The following is a 26,067-nucleotide window of genomic DNA, read 5'->3' as shown; positions in this document are numbered from 1 at the left end:
GATGCAAGTCAACACAAGCGGCGTTATGGGCAGGTCATGATCGATCCCGAACGCTGCAAAACACCCGATTCTTGTCGGACCATGGTCGAAGTCCGCGAAGGCGTGGACGAAACCGACCGTCTCCTTGCCGACCTACTGGGTCTGCGCTTTCGCTATATGGAAGCGGCGGCGCGGATAAAGCCGAAACGAGAGGATGTGCGTGACGAAGCGCGCAAAGCCGAAGTCCTGCGCCATGCCAAGGCGAATGCGCTGGCCGCCGATTATCCGATCGTGCTGGCGGAGAAAATTTGGGAAATGTTGGTCGAAACGTCGATCGCTTATGAGATGGAGCGATTCGACGCTCGTTAGGCGTTATTTGGGCCGCGGCTTTTCGATAGCCGTCAGCACTCCACGCAACGTTCGCACTTCCTGCTCATTCCAGCCCGGCTTGGTCATAATAGTCCGCACCGCACGCTTGATGGTCGGCACCTTGGCCAGCGGAAAATAAAACCCTGCATGGTCGAGCATCTCATCCAGATGCCCGATCAATCCATCGAGTTCATGCTGCGGAGCGGGCGGTTCGGTCGGCACCAGCGGAGGCTGCGCCAAATCTTCGCCCTTGGACCATTCATACGCGACGACCATGACTGCTTGAGCAAGGTTCAGCGAACCGAATTTCGGGTTGATTGGCACCGTTAATATCGTGCGCGCGACCGCAACGTCATCGGTTTCGAGTCCCGAGCGCTCCGGACCGAACATGATTGCGGACCGTTCGGGCGCGGCATGGATCGCGATTGCAGCAGCTTCTGGCGTGACCACCGGCTTGGTAACACCGCGCTTTCGAACCGTGGTCGCATAAACGTGGTGACAGTCGGCCACGGCCTCGGCCACGGTGTCGAACACTTGGGCGTTGGCGATTACCACGTCGGCACCAGCAGCCGCAGGGCCTGCTTGTGGATTGGGCCAGCCATCACGCGGGGAAACAAGCCGCAACTCTGTCAGCCCAAAGTTCAACATCGCGCGCGCGGCCTTGCCGATGTTCTCACCCAGTTGCGGGCGGATTAAAACGATGACTGGATTCACGATGTGCCGGCGTCTTTCACCGCACCCGCAAATTCCTCAAAATCGCGTGCTTCGGCAAAGTCCTTATAAACACTGGCAAACCGAATATAGGCCACGCTATCGAGACCTTTCAGCCCTTCCATGACGAGCGCACCGATCTGTTGCGATTCGATTTCGGCATCGCCCAGCGTTTCCAACTGGCGCTGGATACCTGACACCATCTGGTCGATCCGCGCCGCGTCAATGGGCCGCTTTCGACATGCGATGGCAACCGAACGCGCCAGTTTGTCGCGCTCGAACGATTCACGTCGTCCCTCACTTTTCAACACGATCAGGTCGCGGAGCTGTATCCGTTCGAACGTCGTAAATCGCGCGCTACAGCTTTCACACTGCCGCCGCCGCCGGATAGCCGCCCCGTCTTCGGTGGGGCGGCTATCCTTCACCTGACTGTCGTCATGGGCGCAGAACGGGCAGCGCAATCAAAGCTCCGGGTAGATCGGGAAGCGTTCGCATAGCGCGCGGACCCGAGTGCGGACGTCGGCTTCGACTTCAGGGTCGCCGCTCTCGCCCTTGGTGCGCAAACCTTCGAGAACGTCGGCGATCATGTCGGCGATGTCGCGAAACTCTTTTACGCCGAACCCGCGAGTCGTGCCTGCGGGCGAACCCACACGGATGCCGCTGGTCTTGACGGGGGGAAGAGGGTCGAACGGAATACCGTTCTTGTTGCAGGTGATCGCCGCGCGCTCCAGCGCCTCATCGGCATCGCGACCGGTGACGCCCAGCGGGGTCAGGTCGACCAGCGCCAGATGCGTGTCCGTCCCGCCTGAAACAAGGTTCGCACCCCGTTCGGCAAGACGCGCGGCCAACGCCTTGGCATTGTCCAGAACAGCCTGCGAATACAGCTTGAAATCGGGCTGCAACGCTTCGCCGAACGCAACTGCCTTCGCCGCGATAACGTGCATCAGCGGGCCACCCTGAAGTCCGGGGAACACAGCTGAATTGATCTTCTTCGCAATGGCTTCGTCATTGGTCAGGATCATGCCGCCACGCGGGCCGCGCAAAGTCTTGTGCGTCGTTGTCGTCGCGATGTGTGCGTGCGGGAACGGCGATGGGTGAACGCCACCTGCAACCAGCCCGGCGAAATGCGCCATATCGACCATGAAGATTGCGCCAACCGTGTCCGCAATCGCGCGGAAGCGCGCGAAGTCGATGTGGCGCGGATAAGCCGAACCACCGGCAATAATCAGCTTGGGTTTATGCTCGATTGCCAGTGCCTCGACCTGTGCAAAGTCGATCAGATGGTCATGCTCGGTCACGCCGTACTGGATGGCGTTGAACCATTTGCCCGACATCGCAGCGCGCGCCCCGTGCGTCAGATGGCCACCTGCATCGAGGCTCATGCCGAGGATGGTGTCGCCCGGCTTGACCAGCGCCAGCATCACCGCACCGTTCGCCTGCGCGCCCGAATGCGGTTGCACATTGGCAAACCCGCACCCGAACAACTGCTTGGCGCGCTCGATTGCCAGCGTCTCAACGGCATCGGATGGTGCGCAACCCTGATAGTAACGCTTACCCGGATACCCCTCCGCATACTTGTTTGTGAACACCGAACCCTGAGCCTCAAGTACCGCTTTCGACACGATATTCTCGGATGCGATCAGTTCAATCTGGTGACGTTCGCGATCGATCTCGCGCGTAATGCCGGAGAATACCTGCGGGTCGCTCTCAGCCAGACCGCGCGTAAAAAAGCCGTCGGGCTGAACGTCATGCAAAGATACGGGCTTGCTGCTCATACTGATTCCTTTCCCGAGGCCGGGTTGCTGAGTTTATTGACGCGATTTTGATGGCGGTCGCCGGCAAATGGCGTGGCGAGGAAAACCGCGAGGGCATCCTTTGCGGTGTCAGGCCCGATCAGACGCGCACCGAAAGCGATGGCATTTGCATCGTTATGTTCACGCGCGAGTCGTGCACTCAGGCTGTCCGAAACCAGCGCGCAGCGCGCGGCCGGATTGCGATTGACCGCAATTGAAATGCCGATGCCCGAACCACAAACCGCGACGCCAAAGCGCGCTTCCCCAGCGGCGATCGCGTTTGCCAGTTTATAGCCATAGTCTGGATAATCCACCGATGCCGTGTCGAACGGGCCGAGATCGGCAACAGCATGGCCCTGCGTTCGGAGCCATTCGACAAGCATCGTCTTCATCTCGAACCCCGCGTGGTCCGAAGCAATGGCGATGGCGAGCGGATCTGGTCGGTTGCTCAATGTGGCGTTTCCCGAATAACGTAAATGAGTCGATGTGCCGCTCTGTAGCGCCCCTGTCTTATTTTGCCACAGCCTTCGCGTTTGACTTGAGACGACGGTTGGCGAAAACGATGGCTATGAAACATATCGCCCCCCTCGCCGCGCTGTTGTTGATCGCCGCATGCGCCAAACCGGCTCCTGAAAATGTCGCGGTGGGTAATGTCGCTGACCCCGACATCACCGAAGTCGCCGACGACAGCGGCGGGGGGAGGGGCCAACTGCCGTTGCTGACTGGAACGGCAAATGGGTCGGAGTAGAGGGACTCGTCCTTGCCGTCGCGCCGGGCACCACCGCCGATACGCGCAAACTAAAGATCACCTTGCTCGACGGCACCAAAGACTATGTTGGCACGGTCGAGGATGACCAAATAGAGTTCACTCGCGATGGCCAGACCGAAACGATCCATGCGGGCACAGGCGCGGAAACCGGCCTGAAATATCTTGCCGAAAAGGATGACTGTCTGATCATCAAGCCCGGCGAAGGTTTCTGCCGCTGAACTGTAATCTCCGCGTCACCGGCGCGTCACAGCCTTGACCTAAGAGCCTCCCCATACAGATCTATCGGGGAGTGATGACGTGGCTACAGCGTTTGCCAAGGTCGAGTCGGCCGTTCATCAACATGATCAATTGTCGCATGCTGGGTTGTTGGAGCGCGCGTTTACATTTGCGTTCCGGGGGCTGGTCTATGCCCAGATTTGGGAAGACCCAGTCGTCGATATGGAGGCGCTGGCGATCACACCGGACTGCCACATCGTCACGATTGCGAGTGGTGGCTGCAATGTTTTGAGTTATCTCACCGCCGATCCTGCAGCGATCACGGCGGTCGATCTCAACACCGCCCACGTCGCCTATAATCGGCTGAAACTGGCTGCGGTGCGACGCCTGCCCGACCACGTCGCGCTCTATCGGTTTTTTGGTGAGGCCGACCAGAAGGGCAATGTGGCGGCGTATCGAAAATGGGTGCGGCCACAACTGGACGATACGACGCGACGCTATTGGGAAGGGCGCGACCTGATCGGGCGGCGTCGGATCGGAGGGTTTACGAAGAACATCTATAAGCGTGGGTTGCTCGGTGGGTTTATAGGCACCGCGCATCTGCTCGCCAAGCTTTATAAGGTCGATCTGGCTGAGGTTCTGGAGGCCGGTTCGGTCGCTGAACAGCGCCGGATATTTGAAACGCGACTGGCCCCGATCTTCGACAAAAAGTTTGTGCGCTGGCTGATCGACCAGCCGGCATCCTTGTTCGGGCTGGGCATCCCTCCAGCGCAATATGATGCGCTGGCTAGTGACGATCCCGATGGCATTCGTGCGGTGTTGAAAGGGCGGCTGGAAAAACTGGCTTGCGATTTCGATGTTCGTGACAATTATTTTGCTCAGCAGGCTTTTGGTCGGCGGTATGCGCGGGCGGAAAACGCGTCGGTGCCGCCGTATCTTCAAGAGGAGAATTATCGCGCGGTGGTTGATCGGATCGACCGAGTCGAGATGTTGCATGCCAATTTTGGGGATCACCTCGCCAGTCTGCCCGGCGCGAGTCGCGATCGTTATGTGCTGCTCGATGCGCAGGACTGGATGACCGACGCGCAACTGACGGGGCTGTGGGCGGAGATGACGCGGACTGCGAAGCCGGGTGCGCGAGTGCTGTTTAGGACTGCCGCAGAACGGACTTTGCTGCCGGGGCGAGTGCCGGATGCGATCCTTGATTGTTGGGAATATCGGGCGGGTGAATCACGCGAGTTTACCGCGCGCGACCGGTCATCCATCTATGGTGGGGTGCATCTTTACGTGCTGAAGGGCTGATCCGTGACCAGTGTCCCGATGGTCGGAAATGCGGCGCGAATGGACGCGATTTATGTACAACAACGTCACTTTTACGACTTAACGCGCAAATATTACCTGCTTGGTCGCGACAGACTGATTGCGCGGCTGGACGTTCCGGTCGGGGGTTCGGTGCTGGAGATCGGCTGTGGGACCGGACGTAACCTGATTGCCGTTGCCCGGCGCTATCCGACCGCATTGCTGTTCGGGCTAGACATATCGGAGGCGATGCTGGCGACGGCGCGAGCGAATGTCGCGCGAGCGGGCCTGAGCGCGCGCATTGTCCTGAAGCAAGCCGATGCCACCGATTTCGATGCCAAGGGGCTGTTCGGGCAGCCGCAGTTCGATCGGGTGTTCTTCAGTTATACGCTGTCGATGATTCCCGACTGGCGGGCCGCATTGATGCAAGGCGCGACGGCAACGGGCGGAACGCTTAGCCTCGTTGATTTCGGCCAGCAGGAACGGTTGCCGATGTGGTTCAGGCGGATGCTCAGGGCGTGGCTCGCGAAGTTCGATGTCGAGCCGCGGGCAGATTTACCCGCTGTCCTGAACGAGCTGGGACTGAAAACCAGATTTGAGCCGCTATATCGAGGCTATGCCTGGAGTGCGCGCCTGACCCGCTAGGCGGCTTTACGCAGCTCGATCCGGCTCCAGATTTCGCTGAGCGCATCAACCAGTTCGCGCATCATCTCGACGCTATGCGTTGGCCCCGGCGTAAAGCGCAGGCGTTCTGTGCCGCGCGGAACGGTCGGGTAGTTGATCGGCTGAACATAGACGCCGTATTCGGCCAGCAGGATGTCGCTGACCTTCTTTGCCTTGACCGGGTCGCCGATCATCAGCGGAACGATATGCGTTGTCGTCGCCATCACGGGTAGCCCCGCCTCGGTCAGCATCGCCTTCAAAGTCGCCGCCGCAGCCTGCTGAGCATCGCGCTCTTCGCTCGATGCCTTCAGGTGGCGCACGCTTGCCAGCACGCCTGCAACGAGCACGGGAGACAGGCTCGTCGTAAAGATGAAGCCCGGCGCATAGGAACGGATCACATCGACGATGGTCTGGCTGGCCGCAATATAGCCGCCCATCACGCCAAATGCCTTGCCCAGCGTGCCTTCGATGATGGTCACACGATCGGCAACGCCGTCGCGTTCGGTGATGCCACCGCCGCGCGCGCCGTACATCCCGACGGCATGGACTTCGTCGCAATAGGTCAGCGCGTTATACTTGTCGGCCAGATCGCAGATCGCGGCGATGTCGGCGACGTCGCCGTCCATCGAATAAACGCTTTCGAACGCGATCAGTTTTGGAACTTCCTCGTCCTCGGCGGCGAGCAGTTCTTCGAGATGGGCGAGGTCGTTGTGCCGCCACACGCGCTTTTCACAGCCCGAGTTGCGGATGCCCGCGATCATCGATGCGTGGTTCAGTTCGTCCGAAAACACGATGCAGCCTGGCAGGACTTTCGCCAGAGTCGCGAGCGTAGCCTCGTTCGAAACATAGCCGCTGGTGAATAGCAGCGCGCCATCCTTGCCATGCAGGTCGGCCAGTTCGGCTTCCAGATCGACATGGTAATGCGTGTTGCCGCCGATGTTGCGCGTGCCGCCGGAGCCTGCGCCGACATTGTGCAGCGCTTCTTCCATTGCGGAGATTACTTTGGGATGCTGACCCATCGCGAGATAGTCGTTCGAACACCAGACCGTGATCGGTTTTGGACCATTATGCCCGGCAAAACAGCGCGCGTTTGGATAGGCACCCTTATTGCGAAGGATGTCGATGAAAACCCGGTAGCGGCCCTCGGCATGAAGCCGGTCGATCGCCTGATTAAAAACGCGGTTGTAATCCAAAGCCCAGTTAGCTCCGTTGTAGAAATAGAGTGCGCTGCCCCGTTGGTGCGGCGAATTAAGGCCATCTTGCGGGGGAAGCCAGTGCGAACGTCTCGCAACTAGAGTTGTGCCGTCTCCATAAACTGGTGTTTTGCCAGCGCGGGAGCAAGAGCGACTACCGCCGCATCGACGCGTGTAAATACGGCAATGCCCGGCGGGGTGCATCGGGGAAATCCTGTCCCGCCGTCAGAAAGGCGATCCGACGTGCGATCCCGGCGCTGCCATCCACAAACGAAACGGGGTGAGGACTTGCCGCCAGCAATTCGTCGGCGAGCAGCGGAAAATGCGTGCAGGCGAGGACCACTGTATCAATCCGGTCACCGTTCGCTTGTGAAAACAAGCCCGAAATCGCGCGGGTGACAGCGGCTGGCTCGATCGGTTCCTCACGCAATTTCGCCTCTGCCAGCGCAACCAGTTCAGCGGACCCATGCCGGATGACGACACAGTCGGCGGCAAATTCTGCGGACAGTCGGTCGACATAGGGTTGCCGCACCGTGGCATCGGTGCCGAGGACGCCGATAACCCGTGACCGAGAGGCAAGCGCCGCAGGTTTGATCGCGGGGACGGTTCCAACAACCGGCACGTCCAGAGCGGCGCGTACGACCGACAGGGCGATTGTCGAAGCCGTGTTACAGGCGATGACGACGAGCCGGGGCCGGTAACGTTCGACCAGCCGACCGAGCAGAGCCGGCACCCGCGCGGCGATCTCTGCTTCCGTCTTCGTGCCATATGGAAAGCCGGCCGAGTCAGCCGCATAGATAAATGGGGCGGTGGGCAGCAACGCACGGGCAGGGGCCACGACCGAGAGGCCACCCACCCCTGAGTCGAAAAACAATATCGGAGCGTCGCGGTTCATTCCCCGCCCCTAACACCGCCGATATTGTGTGCAAAGAAGCTGCTAAGCCTCTGCTTATGGCGATACATTTTTGTTTCGTTTGCGAACCAGCGCCGATGCGTTATATTTGAAGGACTTGGGAGCAATTGGACTAATTTCAGCGATGTTATGGACTGCACCTCTGGCAGCGCTCGTGCTGGGCTATCTGCTCGGTTCGATTCCGTTCGGACTGTTGCTGACCCGCATCGGCGGGGCGGGAGATCTGCGGGCGATCGGATCGGGTAATATCGGTGCCACCAATGTTCTGCGCACGGGGCGTAAGGGGCTGGCCGCGCTGACGCTGCTGCTCGACGTGGCAAAGGGTGCTGCGGCCGTGATGGTCGCACGCTGGATCAACCCCGATTACGCGCTGCTCGGTGGGTTGGCGGCGTTTCTGGGCCATTGTTATCCGGTGTGGCTGCGTTTTCACGGTGGCAAGGGTGTGGCTACGCTGCTCGGCATTGCGCTGGCGCTGTCATGGCCGGTCGGACTGGTTTACGCAGGCGTCTGGCTGACCGTGCTGGCGCTGTTCCGATACTCATCGGTGGGTGGCATGGCGGCGGCAGTTTCCGCGCCGGTCGCTGCGGCGTTGTGGAGCGAATTTGAAATGGCGGTACTGCTTTTGGCGCTAATGCTGATCGTGTTGTGGAAACACCGCGCGAACATCGAACGGCTGCTCAGTGGTGACGAACCACGGGTCGGCCAATCTGTTGGACAGTCTGCCAGCGCGAGTGGCTGACGGTTCCGATGCTCAGACGAGCTATGGGCAAAGCGAACGCTTCGACAAGCTGCGGCTGATCCGTTCGGCGAATATCGGGCCGGTCAGTTATTTTCAGTTGCTGGCGCGTTTCGGCACGGCGGGGGCCGCCCTTTCTGCAATTCCTGAACTGGCCGGGCGCGGCGGTGGCAGGGCACCGCGCATCGCCGAAATTCGCGAGATCGAAAGCGAGATTCGCGCCGTCGAAAAGCTGGGCGCGCGGCATTTGTTCGTGGGGGAGGGGCTGTATCCGACGCTCCTCGCCGAATTGGACAGTGCGCCACCGGTGCTGATCGTGCGCGGCAATCTTCGCCTGCTCGACCGTCCGGCAGTCGCCATCGTTGGTGCGCGCAACGCCAGCGCCGCCGCCTGTCGCTTTGCCCGTGGGCTGGCGCACGATCTGGCCGAGGAGGGCTGTATCGTCGTTTCAGGATTGGCGCGCGGCATTGATACGGCGGCGCATCAGGGCGCGCTGGGTCAGGGGCAGGGCGGTGCCACTGCGGCGATTATCGCCAGTGGTATCGATATCGCTTTCCCGCCTGAGAACGAGGAGTTGCAGGAAAATATCGCGCAGTTCGGCGTGCTGATCGCGGAACAGATACCGGGCCGCGAACCGTTGGCCCGGCATTTCCCGTCGCGTAACCGGATTATCGCCGGACTGGCGATCGGCACTGTCATTGTGGAGGCGGCTCCGCGATCGGGGTCGCTGATTACGGCAAGGCTGGCGAACGAAGCCGGTCGTGAGGTCATGGCCGTTCCGGGGTCGCCGCTCGACCCGCGCGCGCAGGGTTGTAACGCGCTGATCCGCGATGGCGCGACGTTGATCCAGAATGCGGGCGATGTGCTGGAAACGATTCGACCGATGTCGAGTCACGTTGCGCAGCCTTCGACGGGATGGCGTGCCGCGCCGGTCGATGCCGATGCCAGCGATGTCGAGCGCCGGGCGATAACGAACCTGTTGGGCCACACGCCGGTTTCGGTGGACGAACTGGTGCGGCAGTCGGGTTTTCACCCTGCCGTCGTGGCGACGGTGCTGCTTGAACTCGAACTGGGTGGGCGGCTGGAACGGCATGCCGGGGGACGTGTCAGCCTGGGTAAACGCGGTTAAGAGTGTAACAATCCTGCTCTTGACGCCTGCGGCCGAACCCAGCCACCCTCGTGCGTACACGTAAGGGACGGTTTTTCATCCATGCAACTCGTTATCGTCGAATCGCCAGCCAAGGCCAAAACCATCGAGGGTTATCTGGGCAAGGACTATCGCGTCCTTGCATCCTATGGCCACGTCCGCGACCTGCCGCCGCGTGATGGTTCGGTGAACCCCGATGACGGGTTTGCGATGGAGTGGGAAAACTACGCCGACAAGGCGAAGCAATTGAAGGCCATAACCGATCTGGCTAAAACAGCCGATCGATTGATCCTTGCAACCGATCCCGATCGCGAGGGTGAGGCGATTAGCTGGCACGTCCGTGAAGTGCTGGCGAAGAAGAAGGCGCTGCCGAAAGAGGTTGAGCGCGTTACCTTTAATGCCATTACCAAGGCTTCGGTTCTGGCCGCGATGGCTGCTCCGCGTGCGTTGGATGACGATCTGATCGATGCTTACCGTGCGCGACGGGCATTGGACTATCTGGTTGGTTTTACGCTGTCGCCGGTGCTTTGGCGCAAGCTGCCCGGTGCGAAGTCGGCGGGGCGGGTTCAGTCCGTCACATTGCGCATGATCGTCGACCGCGAGCGTGAGATCGAGGCATTTCGGGCGCAGGAATATTGGTCGGTTACTGCCGATCTGGAGCAGGACGGTACACCATTTCAGGGCCGTCTGGTCCGTTGGAAGGGCGACAAGATCGAGCGCCTGACGATCGGGTCTGAGGGCGATGCGATGGCGGCAAAGGCTGCGGTCGAGGCCGGACACTTCACTGTGCAGGATGTCGAGACCAAGCCGCTGACGCGCAATCCGCCGCCGCCGTTCACGACATCGACGTTGCAGCAGGAAGCCGCGCGTAAGCTTGGGTTTTCGGCAAGCCACACGATGCGGCTGGCGCAGGGGCTGTATGAAGACGGCTCGATAACTTATATGCGAACCGACGGCGTGCAGATGGATCACAGCGCGATTTCGGCGGCGCGTGGTGCCATCGCGAACCGTTATGATGCGAGCTATGTGCCGGATAAGCCACGGATCTATACGACCAAGGCAAAGAACGCACAGGAAGCGCATGAGGCGATCCGGCCAACCGATTTCTCACGCGACAAAGCGGGTTCGGGCGATCATGCCAAGCTGTACGAACTGGTTTTCAAGCGTGCGATGGCGAGCCAGATGGCGTCGGCGCGGCTGGAGCGCACGACGATAGAAATGGCCGACGGCACCGGGCAGACGGCTCTGCGCGCGACGGGGCAGGTTGTCCTGTTTCCAGGGTATCTGGCGCTTTATGAAGAAGGCCGCGACGACAGCGACGACGAAGAATCGCGCCGCCTGCCGCGTCTTTCGACGGGCGACGCTCCGGCCAAGAAAGCGGTCAATGCAGAGCAGCACTCGACCCAGCCACCGCCGCGCTATTCCGAAGCCAGTCTCGTCAAAAAGATGGAGGAGCTCGGCATCGGGCGGCCATCGACCTATGCGTCGATCTTGCAAACGCTGAAGGATCGCGATTACGTCAGCACCGACAAAAACCGCTTCTCGCCGAACGAAAGCGGGCGGCTGGTTACGGCGTTTCTCGAGCGGTATTTCGAGCGGTATGTCAGTTATGACTACACCGCTGGCCTTGAAGAAAGCCTGGATGATGTGTCCGGGGGCGTACCGAATGGCAGGCCGTGCTGGAGGCGTTCTGGCGCGATTTCAAACCGAAGACTGCGGAGGTTATGGAGGCCAAGCCGTCCGAGGTGACTGCCGAACTCGACCTGTTTCTGGCACCGTTCCTGTTCCCGGCAAAGGAAGATGGCACCGATCCGCGGATCTGCCCGAATTGTGGTGATGGACGGCTTGCGCTGCGCGGCGGCAAGTTCGGGGCGTTCGTTGCCTGTTCAAATTATCCCGAATGCAAATATACGCGCAGGTTCGCGCAGGGCGGGACACCCGAGGCGGAAGCTGGCGGGAGCGACGAGGTCATGGGTGTCGATCCGGTCAGCGGGCTGAACGTTGAACGGAAGTCGGGGCGCTTTGGACCCTATGTCCAACTGGGCGAAGGCAAGGAAGCCAAGCGCGCTTCGATCCCCAAGGATGTGGCCGAATTCGATCTGGAATGGGCGCTGAAGCTATTGGCATTGCCCCGCACTGTGGGCACGCATCCTGAAAGCGGTAATCCGATCACCGCGAACATTGGGCGCTATGGTCCCTACCTCGTCCATGATGGGAAATATGCGCGCCTTGCCTCGACGGCTGAGGTGTTCGAGACGGGCATGAATACAGCCGTCGTCAAGCTGGCTGAGGCACTGGCGAATGGCGGGCGTCCTGCACGAGGGGCGGCGCGCGCTCCTTTGCGGGAACTGGGGAAACATCCGCGGACCGAGCTTGAGATCAAGCTGATGGAGGGGCGTTACGGGAACTATGTGACCGATGGCACCACCAATGCGACGCTGCCAAAAAGCATTGCAGCGGATGCTTTGACCCTCGAAGAAGCGGCGCAGTTGATCGACACGCGGGCGGCGATGGCTCCAGTGAAGAAGGGCAAGAAGGCTCCGGCTAAAAAGGCCGCTCCGAAGAAAGCTGCTGCAAAAAAGCCTGCTGCAAAGAAGCCCGCCGCCAAAAAAGCTCCAGCGAAGAAAGTCGCTGAAGCCTAAGCCTGCCCGCAGGTCCGGCAGGCGGGGTCTTTCGGCATCCTGATCGTCCGCATTGCGGGGGTCAGGCCGTCGATCAGGTGCAGCTTGCCGGTCGTGTCGTCGCCAAAGCCGGTGATGGCGCGGATTGCTTCCATCGCGCCGAAGCTGCCGATCATGCCGGTCATCGCACCCAGTACGCCGAGTTCGGCACAGGTGTCGCAATCCTCTGCGTCGAAGGCGTCACCGACGTAGCAGCGGTAGCAGGGATTGGTCGTTTCCCAGCCGCGCCATGTTGCGACCTGGGCATGGAACTGACCGATTGCGGCGGAAACGAGCGGGATTTTCAGAGCATAAGCGGCATCCGCGACGGCAAGGCGACTGGCGAAACTGTCGGTGCCGTCGAGGATTACGTCGTGACCGGCCAGCAGGGCCAGTACGTTGGACGGGTCGAGCCTGACCAGCTTTGTTGTCACCACTGATTCGGGGTTAAGCCGCGCCAATACGGCTGCTGCGACTTCGGCTTTCGGTTTGCCCACATCGCCTTCACCGAACAGGATCTGGCGCTGGAGATTGGACACCGAGACAATGTCGTCGTCGAACAGCGTGATGCGCCCCACGCCCGCTGCGACGAGATATTGGAGCGCGGGACAGCCGATACCGCCAGCGCCCACCACAGCAACCCGCGCAGCCTTTAGCTTAACCTGACCTACGCCACCGATTTCGCGAAGGACGATGTGGCGGGCATATCGTTCGAGTTCAGCGTCGCTGAGCATTCAGCGTCCGGTCGAACCGAATCCGCCTGTGCCGCGATCGGTTTCGTCCAGTGTGTCGGTTTCGATCAGCACCGCACGCTGGACGGGAGCGGGGACCAGCTGGGCAATGCGGTCGCCGCGCGCAATCACGAAGGGCTCGTGGCTGAGGTTGGCAAGGATGATTTTCACTTCGCCGCGATAGTCGCTGTCGATGGTGCCGGGCGTATTGAGGCAGGTAACGCCGTTCTTAAGCGCGAGACCTGAACGCGGGCGAACCTGAACCTCGTAACCAACAGGAATCGCAATTGAAAACCCGGTGGCGACGGCTTTGCGTGCGCCCGGTTGCAGGGTGAGCGCTTCGGCGGAGACGACGTCCATGCCCGATGCGCCAGCGGTGGCATAAGCGGGCAGGGGCAAGTCGTTGCCGTGTGGCAAACGAACGACGGCAATCTGGATTTCAGGTGAGGGCATCGGCGATCCTTGAAACTAAACGGTCGGCGACGGCCTGTTTGGGAAGTTCATCCCAGCTTTCCACGCCCGTCGCCGTGACGAGGTGAACGCGGTTGTGGGAGCCGCCCATTACATCGCCTGACACGTCGTTGGCGATGATCCAGTCGCAACCCTTGCGAGCAAGTTTTGCCTGTGCGTGATCGAGGACATGGTCGGTTTCGGCGGCAAACCCGATCAACAGTCTGGGCCGCTGGGGGCTGGCCGCCAACGTGGCGAGGATGTCCGGGTTCTCGACGAGCGCCAGCGGCGCGGGCGCGTTGCCGTCCTTTTTGATCTTGATTGCGGCGGCATCGCTTCGCCAGTCGGCCACGGCGGCAACCAGTATCGCGACATCAGCAGGGAGCGCGGCATTGATCGCCGCCGCCATCTGAAGCGCAGTTTCGATGTCGATGCGGGTTACGCCGACTGGGGTATCGAGTGCCACCGGGCCTGCGACCAGTGTAACCCGTGCGCCGAGACTGGCAGCGGCAGCGGCAATGGCAAAACCCTGTTTCCCGGAGGACCGGTTGGCGATGTATCGGACCGGGTCGATCGGCTCGTGCGTGGGCCCGGCGGTAATCAGAATATGTTTTCCGGCGAGCGCCTGACCATCGGCAAAATGTGACTGGATCGCCGCAAAGATCGCCGCCGGTTCGGGAAGCCGACCGGGACCGAACTCGCCGCAAGCCATCGGCCCTTCGTCGGGCGACAGGACCGTCACACCGTCGGCGCGAAGCTGCGCGACGTTGCGGACGGTCGCGGCATGTTGCCACATGCGCACGTTCATCGCGGGTGCGGCCAAAACCGGTTTGTCGGTGGCAAGCAATAATGTGGTCGCCAAATCGTCGGCAATCCCAGCCGCCATCTTTGCCATCAGATCGGCGGTGGCGGGAGCGATAACGACCAGATCTGCCTCGCGGCTAAGCTGGATATGGCCCATTTCGGCCTCGTCCTTCAAATCCCACAGGCTGGTATAAACCGGGTGTTCGCTGAGCGCCGCGAGCGTCATCGGCGTCACGAAATGCGCGCCGCCAGCGGTTAGAACGCAGCGGACTGTGTAGCCGCCCTTGCGCAGCAGGCGGATCAGTTCGCAAGCTTTATAAGCCGCGATACCGCCGCCGACGATCAGGAGGATGCGCTTGTTGTGCATTTCCATTCCAATGCCGGTTGGGAGGAGCGGAGTCTAGCGGGCCTTTCGGTAGAGACGCGCAATGCCGGAAGGAGCGAAGACCAGCCCGATTGTCAGAATCGGAGCGACGAGTGCAACCCAATATTAATTTTCACTGCGACCAAAGATCATGAACACGCACGGCGTGACGATCAGGGCCGACGCGGCGAGTTGTGCTGCCGACGGCCGTAGTTATCTCGGCCAATAAGGGTGGCCGAACGGTTACGGACGGGTGCAGAGGAAATTGGTGAGCGCGGTGTTCAGCGATTACGGCTGCATAATAGCTTTCGCCGCGGGCCATCCGGGCATCGATTGCGCGATAAAGCGTGCCGTCGGTGGTTGCCTTTGGCGACGGTGCAGGCGTCTGTAGCTGGCCGCCAATTGCAAAACTCTAGGCAGAAATTGTCATCAGGGAAGCAACAGGCATCGGGCAGGCCAGCGCATATTGCTCTGCTGGACCCGCCGCTTCCCCCCAAACCGTGGGAGTAGCGTTAGTCGAACGCGGTTAATGGAGCGGCAGAAACAGGGTTGCCGCAATAGTAGCGCCGCAAAGCACCGCCCCACCCAGTGCTGCCATCACATAGCCAAGCGAGCCGCCCTTGAAGCGCACGGATATGTCTTCTGCCATCGGAGGCAACGGAGGCGCACCGCCTGCTGACGGAAACTTCGCTTCGATGCGGCGGACAAGATCGGGCATCCGGGCGAGGGTTTTGACGTTCTCTACGATGGCATCGGCAAGGCGTGCCTCTGGGCCGAGTTCGCCGCGCAGCCATTCGCGGACGAAGGGTTCGGCGGTTTCCCACATGTTGATTTCGGGATCGAGCGCGGTTGCGACGCCTTCGACCATGACCATCGTTTTCTGGAGCAACAAAAGGTGCGGCTGGGTCGCCATGTCGAAGTCGCGGGTGATCGCGAACAGCGAATCGAGCATATTGCCGATCGACATGTCCTTGACGGGCAGTCCGCGCATTGGCTCCCCGACCGAACGCAGCGCGGTCGCAAATTCGGCGACATTATGGTGGGGCGGCACATATTGCGCCTCGAAATGGATTTCGGCGACGCGACGGTAGTTGCCGGTAATCAAGCCGAACAGGATTTCGGCCAGCCAGCGCCGGGCGCGAACGTCGATGCGGCCCATGATACCGAAGTCGATGGCGACGAGATCACCATTGGGAGCGGCCAGAAGATTGCCCTGGTGCAGATCGGCGTGAAAGAAGCCTTCGGAGATTGCCTGACGCAGGAAACCGCGAACAAGAGTGGTGGCGAGCGCGCGGCGATTGTGGCCCGCTGCGTTGAGGGCGTCGAGGTTCGACAGCTTTATGCCGTCGATCCATTCGAGCGTCATGACAGTGCGCGATGTGCGCTTCCAGTCGATCGTCGGGATGCGGAAGCCGGGTTCGGCAGTCATCGATTCGGCGAGTTCGGAGGCGGAGGCGGCCTCGCGGCGAAGATCGAGTTCGCGCAGGGTCCACTGGCGGAAGGTGGCGATGGTCAGGCGTGGGCGCAGGCGGGCGAGTTCGCCACCCGCCAGTTCGGCCTTGCGCGCCGCCCATTCGTAGGTCTCGAGAGCGGAGGCGAATTCTGCTTCGACGCCGGGGCGGATGACCTTGATCGCGACGGTAACGCCTTCGGTCGTGACGGCACGGTGAACCTGGGCGATGGAGGCGGCACCGACGGGTTCTTCCTCGATGCTGAGGAACAATTCTTCGACAGGGCGCGCGAGGCCGCGTTCGATGGCGGCTTTTATAACCGGGAAGGGGAGCGCGGGCAGGCGGTCCTGAAGGCGCTCAAGGTCTTTGGCTGCAACGTCACCGATGATGTCGGGGCGAGTGGCGAGCGACTGACCGAGCTTGATCGCGGCGGGGCCGATCGCCTGGAATGCGTCGGCATAGGTGGGCTGTTTCGGAATGCGGGCGCCAAACCGGGCGACGCGAATCAGGCGGCGGACTTGCGGCGGGGTCAGCGGGTCGCGCTCTATCCCCTGCAAAGCGCCATGCCGCGCGAGGATGCGGCCCCATTTCAGGAGGCGCCAGACGTGGGTGGCGGAGCGGGTCAAATCTTCCAGCCGCTATGGATTGCGACCAACCCTCCGAGCATGGGTTCGACGCGGGTTTGGACGAAGCCAGCCTTTGCGATCATCGATTCGAAAGTCGGCATGTCGGGGAAGCGACGAATCGATTCGATCAGGTAGCGATAGCTGTCGGCATCGCCTGCGATCATCTGGCCGATCCGGGGGACCAGTTTGTGGGAGTAGGCGTCATAGAGATCGCCGAAGCCGGGCCACACCGTCGTCGAGAATTCGAGGCAGAAAAACCGTCCGCCGCGCTTCAGGACGCGGTGTGCTTCGGACAGGGCGGCGGGGATGTCGGTGACGTTTCGAATGCCGAACGCAATTGTGTAGGCGTCGAAGCTCTTGGTATCGAACGTCAGCGATTCTGCGTTGGCTTGCGTCCAGACGAGGGTGTCGATGCCACGTTCGGCGGCGCGGGCGATACCGACTTCCAACATTTCGGCATTGATGTCGGCGACGGTGATCTGTGCCTCGGATGGCTCCATACGAAAGGCGATGTCGCCGGTGCCCCCCGCCATATCCAGGATGAATTCGCCTGCACGCGGCTTCACGCGGCGGACGAAGCGGTCCTTCCACAATCGGTGCATCCCGCCCGACATCGCATCGTTCATGCGGTCGTAATTGCGGGCGACACTTGTGAAAACTTCGCCGACGCGGGCGGTCTTTTCGGAAACGGCTACGTCCTGATAGCCGAAGGATACGGTTTCGCTCATGGCAAAGCCTGTAGCGGGGGGTTGCGAGCGCCGCAAACGCATCCTAGCCGATTGTCATGCCTGAACTTCCCGAAGTCGAAACGACCGTGCGCGGTCTGGAGCCTGCCTTGCTGGGGCAACAGCTGGTCCGTGTCGACGTGCGGCGGCCCGATCTGCGGCGAGAGATACCCGTCGATTTGCGGCAGCGGATGACGGGGGCGCGGGTGACCGGCCTGGCGCGGCGGGCGAAATATGGGATTATCGAGACGGATCGTGGGGACAGCATGGTCTTTCACCTCGGCATGTCGGGGCGATGGCGACTGGATGTCGATGAACCGGGGCCGCACGACCATCTGGTGATCGAGACGGAGGCGGGACGGGTTCTGGCGCTGAACGATCCCCGGCGATTCGGCTCGCTCGATCTGGTGGAGACGGCGAAGCTGGCGGAATGGCCGCCGTTTGCGGCGCTGGGGCCGGAGCCGCTGGGCGAGGTTTTGTCGGGGGCATATCTGAAGGGTGTGTTTGCGGGCAGGGTCGCACCGGTGAAGGCGTTGCTGCTCGATCAGCGCGTGGTGGCGGGTTTGGGCAATATATATGTGTGTGAGGCGCTGAACATGGCGCGGATTGCTCCGGGGAGACAAGCGGGGCGGATTTCGCTTAGCCGGCTGGAGGTGCTCGCGACGTCTATACGCACGGTTCTGGCGGCGGCGATCGAGGCGGGCGGATCGACGATCAAGGATTATGCGCGGCCCGATGGACAATTGGGCTATTTCGCCAAGCAGTGGCGGGTGTATGGACGTGAGGGACAGCCGTGCCCCCGTGAAGACGGGACGGTGATTCGGACAGTGGACAGTGGACGGTCCACTTTCTGGTGCCAAAGCTGCCAAACGTAACGAATTGCGCCCGCAAAGTTGACCTTCGGGCCGACCTCCGCTACGCGCAGCGACCGAACGGTGCGGGATTCGCGCCGCTTTTTGTTTTCCTTATTTCGATCCGAGGGTTTCTATGGCGAACACGCCGCAAGCAAAGAAGCGTATCCGCCGTAATGACCGGCGTGCAGTCGTCAACGGCAACCGCGTTGGCCGCATCCGTACTTTCGTAAAGAAAGTCGAACTGGCGCTGCTGGCGGGCGACAAGGCCGTCGCTGCCGAAGCTCTGGCTGCAGCCCAGCCTGAAATGGCGCGCGGCGTTGCCAAGGGCGTGCTTCACAAGAACACTGTAGCGCGGAAATTCTCGCGTCTGTCCAAGCGGGTTGCCGCTCTCGGCTGATCCAGCTGTCCCGAAGTCGCCGTTTGGTTAATTTCGGTACATAAATCTTCTCTTTCAGGCAGCCCGTCGACCACCCGGTCGGCGGGCCGTTTTTCGTGACAAGTGCATTACAGAAAAAAGTCAGGAATTCCGGCGATTCGGGATGTCAGTGCAGTGCACCAATTTTCACTTAATATCAGAAAATCAAAGACTTAATCTGAAAGTCTCGGATTCCCTAGTGTTTGCCGAGTCAACGATGTTTATTTCACTTTTTTGAAAAGACCGTGCTTGCGAAGCCGGTCTGGACCGCCCAAAAATCATGTCTAGCAAGCGAGCGAATCGCTTTTGCTGATCAGATTGAAAAGAGCGGTGCTCGACATGCTGCGGTCTATGTAGGCCGTTGCCTTGCGGAGTCGCTTGTCTGCGGCGCGGGGGGTGCGATGCCGCAACAAACTGATTGGCGATGAATGAAACTACGGGGAGGTTTTCTTGCCATCTAACGGGACTATGAATTCGAGCGGCACCGATGGCTCCGGCCCCTTGGCCGCGGCTCGAGTTGTTGAAGGTCCGGTTGCTCAAGGTCCAGTTGCGGACGCGTGGGCAAAAGTGCGTGATGGCCTTCGTCGCGATCTTGGCGCGCGCAGCTTCGATAACTGGGTGTCCCGGATCAGGCTCGGCGACTATTGTCCGAACGACCGGTCGATCACGCTGGTCCTGCCCTCTGCTTTCATGGCGAACTGGGTCACGAGCAATTTGTCCGATCGGCTGAAACTGGCGTGGCGGTCGATCATGCCAGAAGTGTTGAGCGTGCGGATTATCGCCGAATGTGCCGATGTCGTTCAGATGGCACCGGCGATTGTCCAGCAGCCGACGGCGCAGGCTCAGGTGCCAACCGGCGAACGGCCATTCCGTTTCGATCCGCGCATGACGTTCGACACTTTCGTGACCGGTGAAGGCAATCGCATCGCGTGCAATGCGGGCCGCGCGATCGCCGAGGGTGGACCGATGCGCTTCAACCCGCTGTTCATCTATGGACCGACCGGGCAGGGCAAGACGCATCTGCTCCATGCGATCGGCCACGGTTATATGGCGCGCAAGCCACAGGCCCGCGCGATTGCGATGTCGGCCGAGCGCTTCATGGTCGATTTCGTCAACGCCATGCGTAACAAGGACACGATGGCGTTCAAGGAGCGCCTGCGGTCCGTCGATCTTCTGATGATCGACGATTTCCAGTTCATCGCGGGCAAGGGCACCACGCAGGAGGAATTCCTCTACACGATCGACGAACTGGTGCGCGGCGGACGGCGGCTGATTATTACGTCGGATCGCAGCCCACAAGAACTCGACGGCATAGAGGGGCGCATCCTGTCGCGCCTGACGCAAGGACTGGTGGTCGATATCCAGCCAGCCGACCTGACGCTGCGCCGTGCGATCGTGGACGCCAAGGTTGCGGCAATCCCGAGCGTTACGATACCGCCGGTCGTCCTTGACATGCTGGCGAGCCGGATCGCGTCGAATGTGCGCGAACTCGAAGGCGGCCTTAACCGTTTGATGGCTTATGCTTCGCTCAATGGTCGCGAGATCGATGAAGCATTTGCTGAGGACGTGCTGGCCGATATGTTCCGCGCAGGTCGTCGTCGGGTGACGATCGACGAAATCCAGCGCCGTGTTTCGGACCATTTCAACATTCGTGCCGCGGAAATGGTGTCGGCGCGGCGGGCGCGTGCAGTGGCACGTCCACGGCAAATCGCGATGTATTTGTCCAAGCAACTGACCCCGCGTTCGCTTCCCGAAATCGGTCGGCGGTTCGGTGGGCGCGATCATACGACGGTCATCCATGCGGTGAAGCAGATCGAAAAGCTGCGCGCGAGCGATAGCGAGATCGACAGCGACGTGCGGACTTTGCTGAGGTCGCTGGAGGGCTGAGCGACTGGAGAGCGAGCGGGTTGGGCGTCGGGTCGCGAAAACCGCGACGGGCGTGAAGCGGAAACGGGCAAAAGCCGAACCCGCCGCCGACGTGAATCTCCCATTCTATTGGTGGGAGGGCAATGTTCTGGTTATCAACATTTTGGGCAGGCCCAGCGCCAGCCGTGACGCCATCGGCAAATCCAGGGGCGCGCAGCTAAAAATCAGCGTGACGGCAGCCCCCGAACTGGGTCAGGCCACCGATCATATGGTGCGATATCTGGCCGGTCAGTTCGGCGTTTCACGTTCGGCGATTGAGGTCGTTTTCGGCCGCTTTAATGTGAACAAGCAGTTGAGGATAAAGGCTCCGACCAAACTTCCCGCGATTATCGGCAGGCGAGTTTGTTGTAGCGGCGCGTTTCTATTGTTTCGCGGCGTGGTTTTGGCCTGTCGACAAATCCCTGAAACGAGGTTGTCGTACATTTGGGCAATGCGATCAGGTTTGCTGCACGTTTTCCGATACTTTGGCTCAGAGTCGGTAGTTTCGGGGTTTCTCCCGGGGAAAGGTGACGGCAAACCTAGTTTTCCGTCGCTCGGCATATCTTTGCTATTCTATGTACTAGCCCAACTAGGTGGCGATAAATTGGGAGACCTATTCCATGAACTCAACGGACATCGGGATAGCGTGTTGGAAAAAACCGTTGCCTGCGTTACCGCGAAGCGAATCTTTATTATCGGTTTCGCCCTGACCATAGCCGCCTGCGATTCCAGTGCTAAGGGGCCTGATCCTGAGCTTGCGCGTCTTCCCGTCCAGCAATTGCTACAGAAGCTCGAAACAAGCCACGATCTCGATGATAAACGGATCGCTTTGGCGTGACCGGTGTGCCCGACGCCACGACCGATCTAAAGTCGGCCGTTGCCGTCGATTTGCGGTGCCGTAACGCGGTCGACGAGGACGCTCAGGGGCACGAAGCTGCGGCCGAAGCGCTCGAGGCGAGCTGCTATAAATTAATGCTCAGCTTCTAAAGCGATCACGGTAGGCAGATGCATGTTAACCCGCGCATCCTTGCTTGAGAATTCGAATTAACCCAGCGCTAGCGATGACAGGGTAATTGGAAAGATCGGCAGTATCGACGAATGCCTGTGCGTCCTTGTCTCGTGGGATTTGAGGGCAGGGACTTAAGATTGTGCTTCTTCTTTGCGTGCATTCTGATGTCAGGAAGTGGCGACCTTCATGATGACGAGTCCGCTCACAATCAGGAGTGCTGCTAAAATACGCAGCGGACTGGCCGCTTCGCCGAGAAGAAAAATACCGATGATAAATGCTCCCACGGCCCCGATACCTGTCCAGATTGTGTAAGCCGTTCCTAACGGAAGCGTTCGCATCGACCATGAGAGTAATCCGAAGCTGATCAGCATACCGACTATGGTTATGATGCTCGGCCAAATGCGGATGAAGCCTTGCGACTGTTTCATCGCGGTGGCCCAGACAATTTCGAACAAACCAGCAAAAATCAATGAAATCCACGCCATAGCAGCCTCCTCAGGCTGCCGGGCCGTCCCGGTCTTGATCCCCTCAACGGGGCGGGAACGTGGTCGCCGCGTGGCTTATATATTCGGAGTACGCAAATTTGCAAAGTCCGTGTTCGTCAATGATGATATATTGTATCTTTGATGATCGTGGTGCATAGGCGATTTCATTAAGGAGAGAATCGCTTGGCTAGCCGCGTATTACGTAATGGAACGATCGATCGGATCGCGGTGACGCTGTCCGGCCTTTGTGTCGTTCATTGCGTGGCGACGGTTGTGTTGCTTGGCCTGGTGTCATCGGTCGCATCGTGGCTGGGCAATCCGTTGATTCATGAGGTTGGGCTGGCGCTGGCGACTACGCTGGGTGCGGTTGCCCTGATAGGCGGGGCGTTCAGCCATGGGCGTGTTTTGCCGACTTTGATCGGCGCGGTCGGTTTGATTTTCATGGGGTCCGCGCTGTTCGTGCCGCACGGCGGACGAGAGGCTTTGCTGACGATAATCGGGGTCAGTTTCCTTGCCGGCGCGCATTGGCTTAATCGCAAAGCGCACGGTTCCGATCATAGCGCGCGCGGCTGATACTTTACCGAACGCCTGTGAATCCCTATCTGGATAAGGCGATGGGAGCACAACACACACTGCATCACGGTGCACCGCTGGCAAAGGCCGCACAGACCGCGTTCGAGGCTTCGGGTGAGCAGTGGACGGCGATGCGCGCGATCGTGTTCGAAACGCTATCGAGGTTTCCGAAGCCCGCCTCCGCCTATGATATCGCAGAGGCGGTTTCGACTTCGGAAGGGCGACGGATTGCCGCTAACAGTGTTTACCGGATTCTCGACCTGTTCGTGACCGCGAATCTGGCGAGAAAGGTCGAAAGCGCGAATGCCTATGTGGCGAATGCGCATCCGGATTGTGTCCACGACTGTATTTTTCTGGTTTGCGATACTTGTGGACAGGTCACTCACCTCGACGATGACAGCCTGAGTGCGCGGGTCCGGGCTGCTGCGACCAACGCGGGTTTCTCACAAGTGAGGCCGGTTATCGAGGTCCGTGGTAAATGTGCCGATTGCGACTGAGATAGCTTGAGTTTAGAAGCGTCGGGATGAGTGAGATTCCCGTAACGCCGCTGCTCGATACCGTTGACACGCCGAGCGACCTTCGCAAGCTGGATCAGAGCCAGCTCAGGCAGTTGGCTGACGAGCTTCGAGCGGAGATGATTTCTGCCGTCGGGACCACTGGCGGACACCTTGGTTCGGGGCTTGGGGTGGTCGAACTGACGACCGCGATCCACTATGTTTTCGATACGCCGCGCGACCGGGTGATCTGGGATGTCGGGCATCAGGCCTATCCGCACAAGATACTGACCGGGCGACGCAGTCGTATCCGCACGCTGCGGCAGGGTGGTGGGCTGTCGGGTTTTACCAAGCGGAGCGAGAGCGAATACGACCCGTTCGGCGCGGCGCATTCGTCGACGTCGATCAGCGCAGCACTTGGTTTTGCAGTGGCGAACAAGATTGCGGGTAAGCCGGGCAAGGCGATCGCGGTGATTGGTGACGGCGCGATGTCCGCGGGCATGGCCTATGAGGCGATGAACAATGCCGAGCAGGCGGGCAATCGGCTGATTGTGATCCTGAACGACAATGACATGTCGATCGCGCCGCCGGTCGGTGGGCTGTCGTCCTATCTGGCGCGCATCGTTTCGAGCCGCGAGTTTCTGTCGATTCGTGAGCTTGCGCGGAAACTGGCGCGGAAGCTTCCGAAGGCGCTGCATTCCGCCGCGCGCAAGACCGATTCGTTCGCGCGTGGCATGGCGATGGGTGGGACGTTGTTTGAGGAACTAGGTTTCTATTACGTCGGGCCGATCGACGGACACGACCTCGAGCATTTGATCCCGGTTCTGGAAAACGTGCGTGATGCCGCAGAGGGACCGTGCCTGATCCATGTCGTGACGACCAAGGGCAAGGGATATGGTCCTGCCGAGGAATCTGCCGACAAATATCATGGCGTGCAGAAGTTCGACGTTATCACAGGCGCTCAGGCAAAGGCACCTCCGGGGCCGCCAAGCTATACCAGCGTGTTTGCCAAGGCGCTGATCGCAGAGGGTGAGCGCGATCCGACGATCTGCGCGATCACGGCTGCGATGCCCGGCGGGACAGGTGTCGATTCGTTCGGGGCGGCATTTCCCGACCGCAGTTTCGATGTGGGGATCGCCGAACAGCACGCGGTGACTTTTGCTGCCGGGCTGGCGGCGCAAGGGATGCGGCCGTTCTGCGCGATATATTCGACGTTCCTGCAACGCGCTTACGATCAGGTCGTGCATGACGTGGCGATCCAGAATTTGCCGGTGCGTTTCGCGATCGATCGCGCTGGACTGGTCGGGGCGGACGGTGCGACTCACGCGGGGTCGTTCGATGTGACCTATCTGGCGTCGCTGCCGAATTTCGTCGTGATGGCAGCGGCGGACGAGGCGGAACTGGTCAACATGGTTCACACCTGCGCGATGCATGACAGCGGGCCGATCGCGGTGCGTTATCCGCGGGGCAACGGGACCGGGGTTGCATTGCCCGAAGTGCCGGAACTGCTGGAGATCGGCAAAGGCCGGATCGTGCGGCAGGGCAAGAAGGTGGCGATCCTGTCACTTGGCACGCGGTTGGCCGAAGCGTTGAAGGCGGCCGATATTCTCGACGCCAAAGGGTTGTCGACGACTGTCGCAGATCTGCGTTTTGCCAAGCCGCTGGATGTTGAACTTATCCGCAAGCTGTTGATTTCACACGAGGTTGCGGTCACGGTCGAGGAAGCCAGCATCGGTGGCCTTGGCGCGCATGTGCTGACAATGGCGAGTGATGAGGGGCTGATCGACGGCGGCCTGAAGTTACGCACGCTGCGTTTGCCGGATGTGTTTCAGGATCACGACAAGCCCGAACTTCAATATAAGGAAGCCGGGCTCGACGCGGAATCGATTGTCGAGACGGTGCTGAAGGCGCTGCGGATGAACAGCGTCGGCGTTGTCGAAGAGGTACGCGCTTAAAGCCGGGTCGGTTCTGCTGCGTGAAAAGGCGCGGCCGGATCGTTTCTGCCATAGTCAGCGACGGCCCGATCATAGTCATTCTGGACGGTGGATAGCGCGCTGGCGTCGCCAGTTCGTACAAAATGTTTCAGTCGGTCGAGCAGCACGAGCCCTTCGCGCCAGACGCCCAGCCCTGACAGCGCGTTGATGTGTCCGATGGTGCCTGCGTCCACCAGATGTGCTCCCCAATCATTTGCCATGCCAGCCGTGTCGGCAAATCGCGCATAGGGATCGTCATGACTGGCGACCACGATGGTAGGGAAAGGCAGGGGTGACTGAGGGAGGTGCCCAAATTCCCTGGTCAGAACGGGAAAGCTGTCGGATTCGAAACAGGGCGGCGCGACCAGCAGTGCCGCTGCGACCGGCGCTCCCCATGATGGCGTTGCCAGTGCGGCCCACCATGCGACGGTCAGGCAGCCGAGACTATGGGCGACGAGTATGACCGGCGCGTCAGTGCCACGCAGCGATTGTTCGAGTTTCGTTACCCAAGGATTGCGGCGCGGGGCGTTCCACATCCCCAGTTCGACCCGCGATACGTCGGGCTGGGTCGCCTCCCAATGTGTCTGCCAATGGTCGGGGCCGCTGTTACCGAGACCGGGCAGCGTGAATACGGCAGGTCGGGAATTGCTGGTGATGTTCATCGGATTCACCTTTGAAACGAGCGTTGAGAGAGAGGCAGCGATTCTTTGCGTTAGTCGGGCTTCTAGTATTCATACTAACTCACTAGGGTATTGGTTCC

General features: G+C 60.5%; 27 protein-coding genes and 2 pseudogenes. 16 read left to right on the top strand and 13 right to left on the bottom strand.

Annotated features, from left to right (window positions below; all coding sequences use genetic code 11):
* The first annotated feature begins 36 nt into the window (after positions 1–36).
* Complete coding sequence (locus tag D3Y57_RS08370; RefSeq protein ID WP_239025988.1) at positions 37–348, top strand: chorismate mutase; 312 nt, start codon at positions 37–39, stop codon at positions 346–348.
* Between the two features lie 3 nt (positions 349–351).
* Here D3Y57_RS08370 and D3Y57_RS08365 read toward each other — a convergent pair whose 3' ends face one another.
* The 4 genes from D3Y57_RS08365 to rpiB are packed head-to-tail and all read right to left on the bottom strand — an operon-like array spanning position 352 to position 3,304.
* Complete coding sequence (locus D3Y57_RS08365; protein WP_121152609.1) at positions 352–1,065, bottom strand: RNA methyltransferase; 714 nt, start codon at positions 1,063–1,065, stop codon at positions 352–354.
* Positions 1,059–1,520 (bottom strand): transcriptional regulator NrdR, encoded by a 462-nt coding sequence (gene nrdR, locus D3Y57_RS08360; protein WP_121152608.1) that lies wholly within the window; start codon positions 1,518–1,520, stop codon positions 1,059–1,061. Before nrdR ends, D3Y57_RS08365 begins: the two co-directional genes overlap by 7 nt.
* Entirely contained in the window at positions 1,521–2,834 is a 1,314-nt protein-coding gene (glyA, locus tag D3Y57_RS08355) for a serine hydroxymethyltransferase (RefSeq protein ID WP_121152607.1), read from the bottom strand.
* Positions 2,831–3,304, bottom strand: a complete 474-nt coding sequence (gene rpiB / locus D3Y57_RS08350) for a ribose 5-phosphate isomerase B (protein WP_277873341.1) — start codon at positions 3,302–3,304, stop codon at positions 2,831–2,833. The genes glyA and rpiB overlap by 4 nt, the downstream gene beginning before the upstream one ends.
* A 110-nt stretch (positions 3,305–3,414) precedes the next feature.
* Between rpiB and D3Y57_RS08345 the strand changes: the two genes are divergently transcribed.
* From D3Y57_RS08345 to D3Y57_RS08335, 4 genes are all read left to right on the top strand, one after another.
* Complete coding sequence (locus D3Y57_RS08345; RefSeq protein ID WP_162987057.1) at positions 3,415–3,600, top strand: hypothetical protein; 186 nt, start codon at positions 3,415–3,417, stop codon at positions 3,598–3,600.
* A 62-nt stretch (positions 3,601–3,662) separates the two neighbouring features.
* The gene (locus D3Y57_RS20155) at positions 3,663–3,839 is read left to right on the top strand and encodes a hypothetical protein (RefSeq protein WP_162987056.1); all 177 of its coding nucleotides are present in this window, start codon (positions 3,663–3,665) and stop codon (positions 3,837–3,839) included.
* 79 nt (positions 3,840–3,918) lie between these two features.
* Complete coding sequence (locus D3Y57_RS08340) at positions 3,919–5,139, top strand: BtaA family protein (protein WP_121152605.1); 1,221 nt, start codon at positions 3,919–3,921, stop codon at positions 5,137–5,139.
* An 18-nt stretch (positions 5,140–5,157) separates the two neighbouring features.
* Positions 5,158–5,781, top strand: a complete 624-nt coding sequence (locus D3Y57_RS08335) for a class I SAM-dependent methyltransferase (RefSeq protein ID WP_430739040.1) — start codon at positions 5,158–5,160, stop codon at positions 5,779–5,781.
* Here D3Y57_RS08335 and hemA read toward each other — a convergent pair.
* The gene (gene hemA / locus D3Y57_RS08330) at positions 5,778–6,992 is read right to left on the bottom strand and encodes a 5-aminolevulinate synthase (RefSeq protein WP_121152604.1); all 1,215 of its coding nucleotides are present in this window, start codon (positions 6,990–6,992) and stop codon (positions 5,778–5,780) included. The two genes, D3Y57_RS08335 and hemA, sit on opposite strands and share 4 nt — an antisense overlap.
* 98 nt (positions 6,993–7,090) lie before the next feature.
* Positions 7,091–7,887, bottom strand: a pseudogene (gene murI / locus D3Y57_RS08325) (glutamate racemase).
* Between the two features lie 142 nt (positions 7,888–8,029).
* Between murI and plsY the strand changes: the two are divergent.
* From plsY to topA, 3 genes and pseudogenes are all read left to right on the top strand, one after another.
* Complete coding sequence (plsY, locus tag D3Y57_RS08320) at positions 8,030–8,644, top strand: glycerol-3-phosphate 1-O-acyltransferase PlsY (protein ID WP_121152603.1); 615 nt, start codon at positions 8,030–8,032, stop codon at positions 8,642–8,644.
* Positions 8,637–9,770, top strand: a complete 1,134-nt coding sequence (gene dprA, locus D3Y57_RS08315) for a DNA-processing protein DprA (RefSeq protein WP_121152602.1) — start codon at positions 8,637–8,639, stop codon at positions 9,768–9,770. The genes plsY and dprA overlap by 8 nt, the downstream gene beginning before the upstream one ends.
* Before the next feature lie 81 nt (positions 9,771–9,851).
* Positions 9,852–12,430, top strand: a pseudogene (topA, locus tag D3Y57_RS08310) (type I DNA topoisomerase).
* Here topA and D3Y57_RS08305 read toward each other — a convergent pair.
* From D3Y57_RS08305 to D3Y57_RS08285, 5 genes are all read right to left on the bottom strand, one after another.
* Positions 12,427–13,182: a HesA/MoeB/ThiF family protein gene (locus tag D3Y57_RS08305; protein WP_121152601.1), complete on the bottom strand. Its 756-nt coding sequence runs from the start codon at positions 13,180–13,182 to the stop codon at positions 12,427–12,429. The pseudogene topA and the gene D3Y57_RS08305 sit on opposite strands and share 4 nt — an antisense overlap.
* Positions 13,183–13,632 (bottom strand): dUTP diphosphatase, encoded by a 450-nt coding sequence (dut, locus tag D3Y57_RS08300; protein WP_121152600.1) that lies wholly within the window; start codon positions 13,630–13,632, stop codon positions 13,183–13,185. It lies immediately after the preceding gene.
* Positions 13,619–14,800, bottom strand: a complete 1,182-nt coding sequence (gene coaBC / locus D3Y57_RS08295; RefSeq protein WP_121155624.1) for a bifunctional phosphopantothenoylcysteine decarboxylase/phosphopantothenate--cysteine ligase CoaBC — start codon at positions 14,798–14,800, stop codon at positions 13,619–13,621. The genes dut and coaBC overlap by 14 nt, the downstream gene beginning before the upstream one ends.
* Before the next feature lie 523 nt (positions 14,801–15,323).
* Positions 15,324–16,874, bottom strand: a complete 1,551-nt coding sequence (ubiB, locus tag D3Y57_RS08290) for a 2-polyprenylphenol 6-hydroxylase (protein WP_121152599.1) — start codon at positions 16,872–16,874, stop codon at positions 15,324–15,326.
* A complete protein-coding gene (locus tag D3Y57_RS08285) occupies positions 16,871–17,602 on the bottom strand; it encodes a class I SAM-dependent methyltransferase (RefSeq protein ID WP_121152598.1) in 732 nt (243 codons plus the stop codon). Before D3Y57_RS08285 ends, ubiB begins: the two co-directional genes overlap by 4 nt.
* Positions 17,603–17,658: 56 nt before the next feature.
* On the opposite strand from D3Y57_RS08285, the gene mutM reads away from it, so the two are divergent.
* The 5 genes from mutM (at position 17,659) to D3Y57_RS20150 (ending at position 21,760) form a co-directional block, all read left to right on the top strand.
* Positions 17,659–18,474, top strand: a complete 816-nt coding sequence (gene mutM / locus D3Y57_RS08280; protein ID WP_121152597.1) for a bifunctional DNA-formamidopyrimidine glycosylase/DNA-(apurinic or apyrimidinic site) lyase — start codon at positions 17,659–17,661, stop codon at positions 18,472–18,474.
* A gap of 112 nt (positions 18,475–18,586) precedes the next feature.
* Entirely contained in the window at positions 18,587–18,850 is a 264-nt protein-coding gene (gene rpsT, locus D3Y57_RS08275) for a 30S ribosomal protein S20 (RefSeq protein ID WP_121152596.1), read from the top strand.
* Between the two features lie 486 nt (positions 18,851–19,336).
* Positions 19,337–20,755 (top strand): chromosomal replication initiator protein DnaA, encoded by a 1,419-nt coding sequence (dnaA, locus tag D3Y57_RS08270; RefSeq protein WP_121152595.1) that lies wholly within the window; start codon positions 19,337–19,339, stop codon positions 20,753–20,755.
* 52 nt (positions 20,756–20,807) lie between these two features.
* Positions 20,808–21,611, top strand: coding sequence for a DUF167 domain-containing protein (locus D3Y57_RS08265; protein WP_205590105.1), 804 nt, complete (start codon positions 20,808–20,810; stop codon positions 21,609–21,611).
* The gene (locus D3Y57_RS20150; protein ID WP_162987055.1) at positions 21,608–21,760 is read left to right on the top strand and encodes a hypothetical protein; all 153 of its coding nucleotides are present in this window, start codon (positions 21,608–21,610) and stop codon (positions 21,758–21,760) included. The genes D3Y57_RS08265 and D3Y57_RS20150 overlap by 4 nt, the downstream gene beginning before the upstream one ends.
* Positions 21,761–21,949: 189 nt before the next feature.
* Here the strand turns inward: D3Y57_RS20150 and D3Y57_RS08260 are convergent, their stop codons facing one another.
* Positions 21,950–22,267, bottom strand: a complete 318-nt coding sequence (locus tag D3Y57_RS08260; protein WP_121152594.1) for a DMT family transporter — start codon at positions 22,265–22,267, stop codon at positions 21,950–21,952.
* Positions 22,268–22,450: 183 nt separating this feature from the next.
* On the opposite strand from D3Y57_RS08260, the gene D3Y57_RS08255 reads away from it, so the two are divergent.
* The 3 genes from D3Y57_RS08255 to dxs are packed head-to-tail and all read left to right on the top strand — an operon-like array spanning position 22,451 to position 25,289.
* Positions 22,451–22,840 carry a MerC domain-containing protein gene (locus tag D3Y57_RS08255; protein WP_121152593.1) on the top strand — a complete coding sequence of 130 codons (390 nt, stop codon included), beginning with the start codon at positions 22,451–22,453 and terminating at the stop codon, positions 22,838–22,840.
* 41 nt (positions 22,841–22,881) lie between these two features.
* Entirely contained in the window at positions 22,882–23,337 is a 456-nt protein-coding gene (locus tag D3Y57_RS08250) for a Fur family transcriptional regulator (RefSeq protein ID WP_121155620.1), read from the top strand.
* 26 nt (positions 23,338–23,363) lie between these two features.
* Positions 23,364–25,289 carry a 1-deoxy-D-xylulose-5-phosphate synthase gene (gene dxs, locus D3Y57_RS08245; protein ID WP_121152592.1) on the top strand — a complete coding sequence of 642 codons (1,926 nt, stop codon included), beginning with the start codon at positions 23,364–23,366 and terminating at the stop codon, positions 25,287–25,289.
* On the opposite strand, the gene D3Y57_RS08240 is transcribed toward dxs, so the two are convergent.
* Complete coding sequence (locus tag D3Y57_RS08240) at positions 25,286–25,969, bottom strand: RBBP9/YdeN family alpha/beta hydrolase (RefSeq protein ID WP_121152591.1); 684 nt, start codon at positions 25,967–25,969, stop codon at positions 25,286–25,288. The genes dxs and D3Y57_RS08240 overlap by 4 nt on opposite strands.
* Between the last annotated feature and the right edge of the window lie 98 nt (positions 25,970–26,067).

Source organism: Sphingomonas paeninsulae, assembly GCF_003660165.1.
GTDB classification, from domain to species: Bacteria; Pseudomonadota; Alphaproteobacteria; order Sphingomonadales; family Sphingomonadaceae; genus Sphingomonas_O; species Sphingomonas_O paeninsulae.
Note: the sequence above shows the minus strand (reverse complement) of the source record. Positions and strands in the feature narration are given on the sequence as shown.